The following is a 13,572-nucleotide window of genomic DNA, read 5'->3' as shown; positions in this document are numbered from 1 at the left end:
AGAGAGAAATCATTGTGCAGCAGCGCTACTTACGTTGATCAGGCATATGCACTCTTGTTTATGCATCATTTGCGTTGGTGGACTGGTTACCTACCGATCGCTCGCTGCATTTCCGAGGATGCGATACAGCGCTTGACGCGAGATACCCAGCGCCTTTGCCGCATGGCTCTTGTTACCGCCTGCAGTCGCCAGCGCGCTATGCGCCTGGTCAAGCGTCGGAAGTCGCTTCTGCATCCGGTCCTGCATGGCGAACGTGGAGAGGTACGCACTCGACTTGTTCCGGCGTGAGTGACCCGCCGCCTCGACAACACGCCGCAATGCCTCTTCGTGTAACAGTGGATCTGGCCGTGCGTCGGCGCGCTTGATGGGCGCTGGTACGCCCGTTGTCTCTACGTACAGCGTCTGCAGATACTCGTGCCTCAGCCCGTGACTCGTCACACCCATTCCCCGTTTGGTCACGCCGTGCTTCTCCAGTACGTAGTAGTACCAGTCGCGCCATTGACTCAACGTCCGGTCGGCAGGCACCGTGGAACCGGTCAAGCCATTGCTGAGCCTTGCCGCCTCTTCCAGTATCTCGATTTTCGTCTCGATCGGAACCTCACGGGGGCGCCCCCCCTTCGTGCCGCGCGTTACGGCCAACAATTGCGGGTTACGCGCTGCCTCGGCCGGCCGAAACATGAAACTCTCCTCAATGCGCAAGCCGAATGCCGCCTGCAGCTTCAACTGCACTGCGGTATACGGGCATGTCTGGGCGACCTCCTCAATCTTCTCGACCGCGTCAACGCCGTGCGCCGCCCAAGATTTATCTTCGGTTGCGACATAGCTCCGCTTCAGACCAAGAGCTTTGCGGTCCGCATAGTCATCGAGAGAGCCGATCAGATTCGTCTTGCCCATCCATTGCGCGAGCGCGCGAAGGTACGTCAGCTTGTTTTCGATTGTGCCGCCGCTCTGTCCTGCTGCGATCCATGTATCGACCAGATGTTGAACGTGCTTTTGCTTAAGCGACCACGGCGTCTGCAATGCGAAACCACCGTCGCGTAGCTCCTTGAAAGCTTTACACAGTTTCGCCGCGCGATACTCCTGCGTCTTGATGGACAACGCCCGGTTGCTTATTCGCGTTGTGCTGTGAACGCGCGCGACGTTCTTGTCGAAGAGTTTGAGCATCGCATCCTTGAACTCACGACCGAAGCCATAGCCGTTGACGATCGCACGCACGTTGAGAATTGCAGCCATCGTCAGCTCCCTCGCGCGACGTTGAATAGTCGCGGTGCTTCCCGACGCCGGCAAATGATTCGAAGTGCCCGCTGCGTTACCGGAACGTGACGCTTATGGTCACCCACCCACCCTGCAACGAAATCCTGCAACCAGTCGGACCATTGATGCCATATGGCATATCGGTATCCATAGTGCTCCGCCGCCTCCCTCCCCATGCAGATGCTTTGGCATGCTGCTTCAGTCGCTTTCATGATTTTCCACGACAACATCTCATCCTCCTTGCTGCATCGCGATGCCCGCATAGTGTTACGGGCGTGCCGCGCTACCTGTTCGCCCGAATCCTGTTCACCTGTTTGCACCTGGCGGCCGGACGCATCCCTACCTGATGCCGCAACCCGCGCCGTCAGTGCCCGTCCGTTCGCCGCTTCAGCGGCTTCGCCTGTATCCCGGCGTTGGGTACTGCCTTCCTGTCCTTTAGCGATTCCATCCGATCGACCAGTTGCATGGGAAGAACATGCAATCCGACTGTCCAACCTGCTGCTTGCCAGCCCGAATCGTGCTTCGCACAATCCGCAACCGACTTGTTCCGCGCGGGCATCTCTGCCGTCGCGCTGCGCGGAAATACTCCCGCACCTTGCAGCTTCGTGGCTACCCTGCCAGCACGACGCTTGCGCGCCTCGGAGCCGCTTCCGCCTCGCGGAAACCGCTCCGTGCTAAGTGCCGGGCAATACCTGTACGCGTTTTGTGTACGGCCGCGCGCGCCGTGTCCTCTTCCGTCAGGGAATCGCGGTTATCCGGTATGTCCCGGTCCCGCAAGACTTCCCCCGCCCCCAAGTCGCTCATCTCCACCGCGGTGTATCGGGTTTCGTGAGCGCACCCAGCATTCGCTGTAAGGGCGTGTGCAGACGCTGCTGAGTCGTGGAAAGTGTCCGGTGTCCGGTCTCTCCACATGTCCTTAACGCGTCACAACGCGGCAAACCGCCGCCAATCGTATGGATATCGCGCTGTCCGGGTGTCGCCCTGTGCGAGAACGATGCTCGTGGGGCTGATGACTTCCGCGATCGTCGCGGCGCCTGCATCCCCGATGTGCAACACGGGCGCCAACACGATCGGAAAGACCATCCAGCGCCTGGCCAGGCGCTCAATCATTTCGGTACGGCTCCAGCACGATGTCGCGATTCACCTTCAGCATGAAGCGTCGTTCACCAGGGTCCGAGGTGATCGTGGGCGGGATGTTTTTGTAGCGCTCCAGGATCGATTGGGCGGTCTGTGCGGCAACCTGACCACCCGTACTACTGACCTGGGTGACGCCAAGGGGGCCGGTCGTCGTCGTAGCGTCGCCGTTGTCGTACTTGCGAAGCAGGATCGCAACAAGGAACGACGTGCCGAAGATCTTGAAGAAATGGTTGTTCACGTCGCCGGAGAAACCGGCCGAGCCGTCACCATCTGCACCTTGTGCGCCGAAAAGCGGAACGTGTTTTCCGTTTGGCAAACGCAACTCGGTCGCAGCAACCAGAATGCTCTCCTGACCGGGCTGGATGTCCGAGCTGTACGGTGCGGTGATGAAGCTGCCCTTCGGAATCATCAGGCAGTCGCCGCGAATGCTGTCGTACACGTCTTTCTCGACTATGAGTGAAGCCGTGCCGGGACGATCCGAGTTCATGCGCTCGGTCGACAGCACACCGATGTGGTGCGGGGGCGAGAGGACGCAACCACGGGCCTGCCCAACGAAGCCTGCGCGGGCAAAGTCCTGTTCGCTTCCTGACTGCGCGGACACGTTTTTGATGAACGCCGAGTCGTGATCCTGGCTCGAATACAGGCGTGCCGACTGCGGCTGGCTGCCCACACCCGCCGCGGCGAGCGCGGCTGACATGCGGTCCCCTGCCGCGCCCAGTTCGGCCTGTTGTGCGGCTGCCTGTTGCGCCGCGACCTGCTGCGGCGTCAATATCCCCGCCAGCTGGTTCGACGCCGGCGCCGCATCCTTGACCTTCAGGCCGGGTTTGAAGATTGGCGAAGCGTAGATCGCGTCCGAGTCCGAATCGGACTTGAGCTTCCGGGTCTGCTGGTCACTGATGAACCCATCCGCAGTCAATGCGGAGGACGAATCTCCGACATTCGGCGCGCTCGCTGCCGATGGCGAGCGCGTGGAAGCTGTAGCGCGCGCCTCCGATGCCGCCAGCTTGCGGGCCGCACTCAGTTGCTCTTCGATGGTCTTGTTGACGTCCTGCGGATTGTTCGACTTGTCGACCACCTCCGCTGCCTTGGCTTTTTTCCTGAGCGCAGCCTCTTCCTCGATCTGCGCGCTTTCCTTGACCTGATAGTAGAAGCCGAGCGACGCGATGGCGATGGCCGCCGCAACGCCCACTGCGAAGAGGGCGTTGCGGGGCGACTTCCCCTTGAAGAGGCTCGCGCGCTGATTGTCCGGTTGACCGTTAGGCTGGTTCATGGCGCCCCTCAGAAACCGAACAGACCCGGCCGGCGACGCGTGATGGTGACTTCCTCATTCGGCGCGCGCAACACGATTTCGTTGGCGATTTCCTGCACAACGATGTACTGGCCACGACGGATGAAGTTGGGGCTGACGTAATCGCCATGGTCCTTGACGACAGGCACTGCGAATGGTGCATCGGCTGGCAGTCGGAGCCACACTGCCTTGCCGTCGTCAAACACGGTCTCCGGCCTGAACGAGGCGGAACCGGACACCTTATAGTCGAAGTTGAGCTTGTCGGGCGAGACGCCGATCGGACCCGAGTCCGTCTGCGGCCCGGAGTCGTCACCGCGGGCGCCGCCGCTGCCGCCCATTCCGCCGCTCGCCTGCTCCCTCGCGCGAACCTTGGCCATCACGGAGCCGGGATAATTGAATCGCACCGTCTGATAGAACAGCCCGCCCATTGGCGACGAGACGAGCGTCATGTCGTACTCGCGAAGGTTCGTCGTGAGATGCAGGGTGTTGACGAGACCAGGCTTGACCGGTTTTACGAACACGTGATTCTCGCCGTCGGTGTCGATGATCCACTGGATCGAATCGCCCATCGCGGGGTCGGTCGTGAGTCGTTCGCCCTTGGCCAGCTCGATCGTAGTGTTCTTAAGCGGCGCGGTCATGATCCGATAGATCTGATCGCGGCTATAGGGAAACACCGCCATGCGCGCATCGCCTGGCATGGTGACAGGGTCGGAGCCTGCGTTATAGGGATTCACGGGGCTCATCGGATCGCTCAGCGCCGTGGCAAGATCGAACGATGCTGCGGAACTCTCCGCGCTTTTCTTCGCGGCAGACGCTGCCGAACATACGGCGACCGCGCACGCGAATGCGGCAACCCACGAAGTGAGCATGCGGGAAGCGCTCATCATTGAGTTTTCTGGATGGAATACAGCGGGTAGAAGACACCGAACGCGTTCGTGCCGAGCGCATCCTCTGCGGTGGGGGGAACGATCTGGTAACGCCAGGTAATGGCGTATCGCTGGACGACCGGTTTATCGGTCGGCGTTTGCGTGGTGCTGGTGCTGAATTCGACGACCGCAGTCGAGTCTTCTAGCAGCGCGATGTTGGTGACCTTGACCTCACGCACCAGCTTCGGATTGAGCGTGATGGTCTGGAATGGCGCATCGGCCTTCACCCAGTCACTGAACTGGTTGCGGGCATTGCCGACCATCATTGCCTTGACGGCGTTGATGTTCCGAGCCATCCGCGATTTCTGGATATCGTCGGTCAAGACCGGCTCGATCGTCCACCAGCGCTCGACCGTCTCTTTCAGCGTGGTGCGAATCGACTGGTCGTCCGGATGATAGGCCGCCAGCTGTGTGACGACCGGATGGCCGCTGATGTCCGACGACACGCCATAGGCCTTCACCACGGAGGGTGCGGGATTGCGCGAAAACACTGCCCCGCCGGCGATGATGACGAGAATAAAGCAGAAGGTTTTCCAGTGATTGGCCTCGGTACGCAGGCGCGCGCCCATGTCGAAAATGATCTTTTCGGGGTCTTCCTGGGAATAACCGCCTGGCGCGGTTGAGAGGGCAATCTGCTTTTTGCTTCGGAATAAACGCATGACGGGTCGATCCATTGGGGCCGACTCAATTCAATCAGTCTTCAGGTGAAGCTGGTCATGCAAAAGAGATGCGATTTATATGCGCTTTCGGGGGTACGCGCATACCCATCAAACTTAACGGAGCCGGCTCACGGTCTTAACCCAAAAAGCTACCGAAATACATGTAGCTTTCGGAGCAGTCATCAGAGTTTTCCGTCTTCCAGACTCCCGTATTGAATTAGCGCTTACGCGGGGGAGCCCAGGTCGAATCAGTTATTTGAAGTGGAAACGAAACTTGATGCCGATCGGCTTCACGAAGCGACGCTCACTGGTGCCATAGCGGTATTCCGAAAAAATTTGATCGGCCGAATCGGACATCGGCCGGTCGAAGATAACTCAACGCGCAATCGCTGGTCGACGAAATGGCGCCGTCGCCGTCGGGCCGTATCGCTGACACTCACTGACACTGATGAATTGAATTAACCGCGTATCGACATAGTTCAACGGAGCGTTCGACTTGGCGAATGCGAAAAACGCAAGTTGCTTTGCCCGTATCAAAGAGCTGTGTCTCCAAGAGCTTCAGCATGCTCGACGGCAATCCGTCCTAGTACGCGTAGCCGAGCCCCATGTCGGCTTGAGAGTGAAAATTTTCGACCGGAGCTGATCATGGCGGGGGTGCGAATCTAGACGCTTCGTCCCATATATCGAAAAAGAAGCGCCCCATCGGTAATATTCTCAATTAATTAGAAATTTTTGATAACCACTGCGATCAAAATTCGAGCCTCCAAATTTGTGTCCTGCCTCATCGCAGACTCCCGCACCGTCGCTGCAATGTGCCCGCTTGCCAGCGGTCAAAAACCCGACATCTGTCAATGACGAGAACCACGGCATCTGTAAATAGCCGGCGCTACTACATTCAGATCTGGTTTTGAAAAACAAAATATTGATCAATTATGGTATGTCAAATTGTCAGGGCAATTAATAGAAACGGACCGCCGTGTTGGCTTTGGCAATCAGGCATGGAGGATACAAGAAGCTGCACTAGCCATGGCGAGCGGCGATTGCGAACCAGACTAGAAGTCACGTCCCGGTCATTTCCGTCGCGGAGCAAAGCGTCAAGGCGATGCTAGTCAATCACCATCGTAATCTACGAGTGTCCGACCGTCGGCATCATAAAGAGGCGTTCGTCCCACATGACGGGCTGCGGCTCGGTCACGGCAACCCGCGTCGCGTCGGGGTGTGCAGGATTGACCAGCACGTTGAACTCTGCACGGACGACGACGGAAGGTACGATCAGGTGCGCGGCACGCGACTCGAACAGCCAAGTGTCGCTGAATGCCGTTGTCGCCTGCAGTGCTGGCGCATTCCATCCCTCGGGCAACGATTCGGCCAAATGGCGTTCGACGCGAATATCGTCGGAAACTGCTACTTCAACCTCCGTGTGTCTTCGGTATTTTGCCGATTCGCGCATGAACAAGAACCTCGTGCATCGCGCCGGCGAAGCTTGAGACGGCCTAGATGACCGGTCGCCTAGGGCTATTGAAGCGGCCCCGCCCACCAGAATCGCGCCGGTGCCACTCCAGACCGTGTGTCGACTGTCGGCGATTCGAAACAACTTCACGCCGGCAACCCATAAAACAGTTTCCGGAGCAGCTCTTCGACCCGGCGCGCGCCGAGCTCGGTCAGCGCAACATCGAGTGGCGGCCGCCCGTCGAGCTCCGGATGCGGCGTTGACAGAAATTCCCGCGTGTCCTCTTCGTGATTCCAGGCGTACGCCGTCGTCGCGACGATCCTGGTGAGCCGCTCGGTCTTTTCCGATTCCGTCTGGCGTCAGCCGATCGCGACGCCGCTTATAAGTCGCTTCGGGGATGATGCGGGCGAGTAGCGCACGGCGGGCGTGAGCAATGGCTGAGACAATTAAGCATTCGCTCGCGACGGGATGCCGCACTGGGCATACCGATAAACCATTTACACTGCATTGCACAAGCCCGCAAGATCAGTAGATGCGATCTCAGGATCGTGTTATATTGCACTGCACAAAATCAGTCCGATTGGTAGATGCGATCTGACGACCGCGTCCGGCGTTGCCGGTTTGCGGACAGAGATGTCACTGAAGTTAGTCGGCACCCCTGTCAGCTACATCCAGTTTCTGTCCACATCATCAAAATTAGGTCCCTATGAGATACCTTACCCGCATCGCCGCGTCTGGAGCACTCCTCGTCGTCGCTCTCGGTGTCGTCACATTCGCCCAGATCAAGTTCGCACCGCAATCCGCAGACAACAACCCGGTCGCACGGATCGTCCTGAACGTCGAATCGCAACTGAACGGCTGAGCGACTCCATCGTCGTTTGTAGCCTGCGCCCGGCAGGCGAAGAAAAACCCGCCAGGCTTCAAAGAAAACTGGCGGGTTGAGCTACCGATTTCGGTTTCACATGCTAGGCGATGGCAACAGAGTTGACCCAGCCCAGGTTCATTCAGCGACCGGTCGGCCTCCATGTCCCCAGCATCCAACAACCTGGTTGGCCACCAATCGTCCATTCGAGACGCTTCATCGTGGCCGCGTGAGACAGGCAATCTCCCCCTTCGACGTTTCGATTATCAGAAACATGAAGAGCGTGTCTCCGCATTGATCCGGCGCCAGCCGGCCCTCCCCGCCCTGCGCAAATTGTCACCTCGCAACCTGAAAGAATGGGTGAATCCGGGCTTTGTGCAGCAGCCCCCGGCACAAATTGAAGTCTCTGCAGATTTGTAAATATAGGAATGTAAATTCAATTTACTTTAACTACGTCAAATTAATAATCAGTCGACGCTACTACCCTTCTCATCGATTCAATAAACACGCGCCGTGTGAAGCGGACGATCGAGAAATTGTGCTGGACCAACTGACGCGCGAAAGAGGCCAGTCACGGCGCGCCATGCGCTTACGAGCACGAGAGAAAGCAGCCTGCGCAGCGCTACGAGTCCGCGCAAGGCTGGCGCGTCGAACTGCTCGCGTTGCTCGATACGCTCACGGCGCGGATCGATCCGGACCAGACCGTGGTGGTCACGCCACTTGTACGCGAGGGGCTCGCGCCACCTGCGAATGCAACCGCTGCGCACGCAGCGCCGCTCGCGTGGCCGCCGGAATTGCTTGCGCAGCTCGAACGGCGGCTCGCGAGTCATGTCGGGCCGGTGGCGTCGCGCCTTGTGCGGCGCGCCGCGGCGCAGGCCGCGGATTCGCACATGCTCGCGGCCCAACTGGCGCGCCATCTTCCCGACGACGCCGCGCGGCACGAATTTACGACCTTGCTGGCGCGGCATGCGAGCGCATCAGGTATCGTCACGCCGCGTGCCGCACGCCTCGAAAGCGGTGCACGACACGCGGGCGCGGCGATCGATCCCGCGCGTGTCGAACTGGCCGCGCGACGGCTCGCCACACATATCGGGCCCATTGCACGCATCGTGGCGCAGCGCGCCGCGTTGGGCGCGGATATCGCGGCTTTTCACGCACGCCTTGCAGATGCGTTGCCCGCGTCGGTGGATAAACGAGCGTTTCTCGACACGCTCGACACCCCCAACGCGCCGGACAATTGACGCGTTCAAAGCAGAACAGACGTATGCGGCCACCTGAATGACGGTGACCGCATACGTCCTCAGAACCGACTACTTGTAGAACACATATTCCGCGAGATACGGCGAGCTGCCGCTCTGTCCCGCGACCGTGCATGGCGCGGACGGCATCACACCGCCAACGGTTTTCACGCGCTGCACGTAACGCACCGCCGATAACATGCCGTCTCCCGCCGTACTATGCGTTTCCAGCAGCAGTTGCGGCACGCTCGCCGGCGTGTCGCTCGGCCGCTGCGCGATGGCGCGGCCGACGATACGGCTGCCGTCGTCCGCTTGCCACGACGGTCCCGCTGCGTGCCTGAGTACTGCACGGCCACTCGCATCGAACAGCGTCGCCAGCGGGCTTTTAAACACCCAGGCAAGGTGCTGCTGCGCGTCGGCTTGGCACACATAAGTCTGCACGCCCGATGCCGTGAGCGCCATGAAGCGCTGACCGTCCGGCGGATTAATGGAGGACGGCGAAGCGGCGGCCGTCGATGTGGTTGCTGGCGATGTGGTTGCTGGCGATGTGGTGGCCGGCGATGTGGTGGCCGGCGATGTGGTGCAGGCGGCCAACGTCAGTGCGCCGCAAGCGATCACAGCGCGCGATTGCGCAAGTGTGATGAACATGAATGCCCCCTCGAATAGATCCCGAAACGCTTCACATGGAAGCGCATACTAGAATCAGACACGCTCGAAGTTCGCCGAAGCGAACACCCAGTTCAAATGCTTCGATACGGTCGCCACCAGATAGTCGGGGCGGCAATTCTGATAGTCCAGGTAGTACGCGTGCTCCCAGACGTCGACCGTGAGCAACGGTGCGAGTCCTCGCGTGAACGGTGTTTCCGCGTTGCCGGTTTTCACCACCGCGAGTTCGCCGCGATCCACCACGAGCCAGCCCCAGCCGCTACCGAATTGCGATGCCGAGGTGGCCACCAGTGCTTTCGAAAGCGCTTCGACCGAGCCGAATTTGCGTTCGATCGCGGCCTGCAGTTTCGCGCTCGGTGCGCTCGCTGCGGAAGCGGGCGTCAGCGAGTTCCAGTAAAAATTATGATTCCATGCCTGCGCGGCGTTGTTGAACACATCGGCGAGCGCGGGCTGGTCGTGCGACTGCACGATGATCTGTTCGAGCGATGCCTGTTCGAGCGGCGTGCCGGCCAGCAGCTTGTGCAGATTGTCGAAATACGCGCGGTGATGCTTGCCGTAGTGGATGCCCACGGTACGCGCGGAAATGGTCGGCTCCAGCGCGTTTTCCGCATGTGGCAGCGGCGGCAATGTCTGCGGCGAGACACCCAGATACGCGGGCACGATGCCGAGTGTAGGCTTGGCGTCGGCGGAAGCGTGGGCGGAGGAATTCTGACGCGTGTCGCCGAAAGCGAGGCGCGAAAGACCGACGCCGAGCGAAGCCAGCGAGCCGGTTGCAATGAGACGACGGCGGGAAATGAGCGAATTGAGCATGACGAGTACCGTAAGTGTGGAGAAAGCGCAGCCGCCGCCCGTGGGCCGGTCGATCATGGCTACCCACCCATAACAGTTGATGAAGCACGGCTATTCCATCGGACTCGAAGGCAATTTTCCGACGGATCGTCATGTCTAACGACATCATTGCCCTGCTCAAGGGCTTCAGGCTGAACGGCATAACGAGCAGCCGGCTGGAGCTGCTGGCACAGGCGCGTCGCACTGGATTCGATCCGGAATGCTTCATGAAGCGGCTGTTGACGGCAGGAGCGCTCGATAGCGCTACTAGATGGAAGCACCTGCATGTCATCTCCATCGCGCACGTTGGCCGGGCGCGTCGACGCCTGTTGCTCTAGGCCGCGAGCGCGCGCGACATTTCATTGATGGGCATTGAGCGAATCGAGTTCAGCAGCCGTCGCTCTCCTGCGTCGGGCATTGCGATGCCCAGTACGGCATCCGAAACCCCATCGAGCCGACCATGCAGCGATTCGAGCATCGCGTCGAGCAGGCGCACTGCGCCCCGGCCGGGCAGACCCAACTCGTCCGCGAACCTGAGCATGTTCGGACGCGACATATCCGCAAAGTGCGTCGCATCGCCAATGGGCATGGTCAACTCGCAATCCGGCCACCGGTCTGCGCGCTCGGCCTGATAAGTCGCCGTGTGGTAAACCGCGGTGCTCACGATGTCATAGAAAGGCGCCAGCATGTATCCACGGGGGGCCACGAAGAACGACAGGTTTTTCATGTGTGCGTCGCCGTTGCCCACAAGTACGTTGAAGACCGCCCACCGGAAAATCTCGAGACGGGCGTGAGCGCGCGTATGCGTGGTTCCGATCGCCTCTCTGAGTTTCTGCGCGTTAGCACCGTCGTATTTGAAATCCTTCGCAAAGTTCAGGAGTTGCGCGGCGTCGACGACGTGCAATCTGCGCGGCGGCTGCGTCGAGGTATCGCGGTCAAAGCGGTTGATGATGTAGCACGGCGTCGGCACGCGCAGGAAGTACGTTACAGGCACGTTCAATCCTACGGCGCGTGCAAGCTGCATGCAGAAAAATTCGTTGACGGCCGAGTGCGGGTATCCCTCGGCGCGCGCATCCGGTTTCAGCAGTTGCATCGAAGGCTCGTTGCCTTCGGGCTCAAACAGTTCGCACGCGGGCGGCACGCCGCGCATTGTCACGAGCAGCTTTGGCTGCGCGCCCGCGGCGGACATACGTTTGGGCGCATCGGCTGTCAGTGGACGCTGCGGCATTGACTGGATACGCCGCTCAAGCTCATCGAACGGCAGGGGCGACAACGCACCCGCCGGTTCGTTTTCGTCAGGTGCGAGCAACGTGAGCGCGCCGGCCGACTCGCGACCGTAATAGCGGAGAAGGCCCCATGCATCGTTCCTGTCGACTTTCGCTTCTCGCGAGAGCGCGATGCGCATGCCCTCTTCAGGCAGCAGGTTGTCGAAAAACCATTGCACCGGACGGTTCGTTGACCCGTCGACGAATGGCTCTTCGCGCAATGGAAATGCAGGCGACAGCGGAAAGGCCTGTTTCGACGCCACCCACTTCGCGTCGTAGGCAAATGACCAGATATCGTTCTCGTCCTGCAAGACCCCCATGCGCTCGCCGTTTGCCCACGCGATCAGTTGTTTAACCGGCATGAGGGCTCCTGCGCGTGCGGCGCGCCTGGTTGGCGACCTTTGATGAAATCGCCACCGAGGTCTCGGCGCGCAGCGCGATGCCCAGTTCCGAGAGTAAGACGAAGACTTTGCCAATCTGCGCCGTTGGCTTGCCCGCTTCGACGTGCGTGATGAACTTGGGCGACAACCCCGTGGCGTTGACAAGATCGTCGCGCGTGAGGCCCTGCGCGATGCGGGCGGCGCGCACTATTTTCCCAAGCGCGTCCACGCTGGCCACCTCAAAATCACTTTGATCCATGGTCCCGCCCCTTCGTTTCGTACCCGAGCGGATACATAGTACCAAAAACTGGGGTGCGTTGAACGTAAAGGCTCCGATCGGGTACGAAACACAGGGATATTTGCTATCTGGTCGGCTTTAGTACCCGAGCGGATACGAAGGCGTGGTCTTGCGGTGGGTTCGCTGATAAAAGCTCCGCTCGGATACCACGGGCGGGGAAGTGCTCTTATTAGACTTAATGGTATCCGGTCGGGTACGAGATTTAAATATTCCGGTGCGCCTGTGGCGCCCAGCCCCAAGCGCGTCCGCTCCGTGGTCCGGCTGCTCGATTGCCAGGATAATGTCTCGTTCGCCTCGCACCATGTAGCCGAGCGCTACGACCGGCCGTACCCCGTCCTACAGACGACCATGCGTATTCAAGATGATTTCTTAACTTTATGCATCAACTCGCCATCCAGGATGGAATCCATCGCCACGCCAGTGATATGGTCCGTGGTCTGCGGTAGCGATCTGATAAATCTCCGAACTGCGTCGGGTGCCATGTTGTAGGTAGGCTTCCTTACCCGTAACGCGTATCCGTCATCACTTAGCGGTGCAAGGATCTCGTCCAGACTTTTCTGAAGGACCAGGCATCTGTCTTTCTGGTGGACCCCATTGGCCGGTACCGGTGCGAGTTCATCCCTAATGATAAGCAGCATGTCGACGTCAGGGATGAGTTCTGGAATCCCGTCGCCCCATACTACGACCGTGCGTAGTTCACCGTTGATCAATAACGGCATGATTCGCGGAACAAAAAGAGATTCACCGAATAACGCCTGAGTCGACGCAATCGAGAAGTTCCATCGCCACACCCGTTCAATCTCGTTAGCCGGCAACGTATAGAACTTGTGCGATGGTGCCTGCATCGTCAATGCTGCTTCATAGGCATATTCATTTCCCGTGTTCCAGCCCTTCAAAAAGCCATTAGTCGAATAAGGTCCATCCCCCATGCCGTCCTTTTGAAGATCTTGCACACGAGCCGAGAATCGCTCGACAAACGAACGAACCTCAGGTTCAGCTTCAAGTGCGAAGACATGCGGTCGGAAGAAGTTCATGTTGAAGGCAGACCTTGAGACCGCTCGGCTTTCCACCGCATCAGCAGACCATGTAAATTGGAAGTAAACGCCGGTTGCCTGGTTTTGATAGAACGCCCCGTTTCCTGATTGGTAGTTGGGACGCGTCGAAAAATATCGATTGAGCTCTTCTGCCTGGATGGGCGATTGGAACTCAAAGAAAAGGTCGTAACTCATGGACAGCAGGGCTCCCTCACTTTCGGCGAGGAGATATTTTAATGTCCTTGATAATGCAGAAGTGGAGTGTTGACGATCTGGGTGTCGGTGTC

At 59.3% G+C, this 13,572-nt stretch carries 13 protein-coding genes and 2 pseudogenes; 4 read left to right on the top strand and 11 right to left on the bottom strand.

From position 1 onward, the window contains the following. Positions 1-90: 90 nt before the first annotated feature. The 6 genes and pseudogenes from P3T18_RS04975 to P3T18_RS04950 form a co-directional block, all read right to left on the bottom strand. Positions 91-1,233 carry an integrase domain-containing protein gene (locus P3T18_RS04975; RefSeq protein WP_429298786.1) on the bottom strand — a complete coding sequence of 381 codons (1,143 nt, stop codon included), beginning with the start codon at positions 1,231-1,233 and terminating at the stop codon, positions 91-93. Positions 1,234-2,356: 1,123 nt separating this feature from the next. Beyond that, a complete protein-coding gene (locus tag P3T18_RS04970) occupies positions 2,357-3,661 on the bottom strand; it encodes a TrbI/VirB10 family protein (RefSeq protein ID WP_429298785.1) in 1,305 nt (434 codons plus the stop codon). Positions 3,662-3,669: 8 nt separating this feature from the next. Further along, positions 3,670-4,566, bottom strand: coding sequence for a TrbG/VirB9 family P-type conjugative transfer protein (locus P3T18_RS04965; protein WP_429298784.1), 897 nt, complete (start codon positions 4,564-4,566; stop codon positions 3,670-3,672). Beyond that, on the bottom strand, positions 4,563-5,264 hold the full coding sequence (locus P3T18_RS04960) for a type IV secretion system protein (RefSeq protein ID WP_429299044.1): 702 nt from the start codon (positions 5,262-5,264) through the stop codon (positions 4,563-4,565). Before P3T18_RS04960 ends, P3T18_RS04965 begins: the two co-directional genes overlap by 4 nt. 1,126 nt (positions 5,265-6,390) lie before the next feature. Further along, positions 6,391-6,864, bottom strand: a pseudogene (locus P3T18_RS04955) (RES family NAD+ phosphorylase). Beyond that, positions 6,861-7,146, bottom strand: a pseudogene (locus P3T18_RS04950) (antitoxin Xre/MbcA/ParS toxin-binding domain-containing protein); the annotation flags it as partial. The pseudogenes P3T18_RS04955 and P3T18_RS04950, both read right to left, overlap by 4 nt. A gap of 274 nt (positions 7,147-7,420) precedes the next feature. Between P3T18_RS04950 and P3T18_RS04945 the strand changes: the two are divergent. Beyond that, positions 7,421-7,576 carry a hypothetical protein gene (locus tag P3T18_RS04945; protein WP_429298783.1) on the top strand — a complete coding sequence of 52 codons (156 nt, stop codon included), beginning with the start codon at positions 7,421-7,423 and terminating at the stop codon, positions 7,574-7,576. A 662-nt stretch (positions 7,577-8,238) separates the two neighbouring features. Further along, positions 8,239-8,817 (top strand): hypothetical protein, encoded by a 579-nt coding sequence (locus tag P3T18_RS04940; protein ID WP_429298782.1) that lies wholly within the window; start codon positions 8,239-8,241, stop codon positions 8,815-8,817. 69 nt (positions 8,818-8,886) lie between these two features. Here the strand turns inward: P3T18_RS04940 and P3T18_RS04935 are convergent, their stop codons facing one another. Further along, complete coding sequence (locus tag P3T18_RS04935; RefSeq protein ID WP_429298781.1) at positions 8,887-9,276, bottom strand: DUF3455 domain-containing protein; 390 nt, start codon at positions 9,274-9,276, stop codon at positions 8,887-8,889. Positions 9,277-9,301: 25 nt separating this feature from the next. Here P3T18_RS04935 and P3T18_RS04930 point away from each other — a divergent pair, with 25 nt between their 5' ends. Further along, on the top strand, positions 9,302-9,514 hold the full coding sequence (locus P3T18_RS04930; protein ID WP_429298780.1) for a hypothetical protein: 213 nt from the start codon (positions 9,302-9,304) through the stop codon (positions 9,512-9,514). Positions 9,515-9,516: 2 nt separating this feature from the next. Here the strand turns inward: P3T18_RS04930 and P3T18_RS04925 are convergent, their stop codons facing one another. After that, positions 9,517-10,128 carry a superoxide dismutase gene (locus P3T18_RS04925; protein ID WP_429299043.1) on the bottom strand — a complete coding sequence of 204 codons (612 nt, stop codon included), beginning with the start codon at positions 10,126-10,128 and terminating at the stop codon, positions 9,517-9,519. A 293-nt stretch (positions 10,129-10,421) separates the two neighbouring features. On the opposite strand from P3T18_RS04925, the gene P3T18_RS04920 reads away from it, so the two are divergent. After that, complete coding sequence (locus P3T18_RS04920; RefSeq protein ID WP_429298779.1) at positions 10,422-10,646, top strand: hypothetical protein; 225 nt, start codon at positions 10,422-10,424, stop codon at positions 10,644-10,646. Here the strand turns inward: P3T18_RS04920 and P3T18_RS04915 are convergent. From P3T18_RS04915 to P3T18_RS04905, 3 genes are all read right to left on the bottom strand, one after another. Continuing rightward, positions 10,643-11,935, bottom strand: coding sequence for a HipA domain-containing protein (locus P3T18_RS04915; RefSeq protein WP_429298778.1), 1,293 nt, complete (start codon positions 11,933-11,935; stop codon positions 10,643-10,645). The two genes, P3T18_RS04920 and P3T18_RS04915, sit on opposite strands and share 4 nt — an antisense overlap. Further along, positions 11,925-12,212, bottom strand: a complete 288-nt coding sequence (locus P3T18_RS04910; RefSeq protein ID WP_429298777.1) for a helix-turn-helix domain-containing protein — start codon at positions 12,210-12,212, stop codon at positions 11,925-11,927. The genes P3T18_RS04915 and P3T18_RS04910 overlap by 11 nt, the downstream gene beginning before the upstream one ends. Positions 12,213-12,607: 395 nt before the next feature. Continuing rightward, a complete protein-coding gene (locus P3T18_RS04905; RefSeq protein ID WP_429298776.1) occupies positions 12,608-13,480 on the bottom strand; it encodes a hypothetical protein in 873 nt (290 codons plus the stop codon). Between the last annotated feature and the right edge of the window lie 92 nt (positions 13,481-13,572).

It is taken from the genome of Paraburkholderia sp. GAS199 (assembly GCF_050436585.1).
Classification (GTDB): Bacteria; Pseudomonadota; Gammaproteobacteria; order Burkholderiales; family Burkholderiaceae; genus Paraburkholderia.
This window is presented reverse-complemented; position numbering and strand designations above follow the sequence as displayed.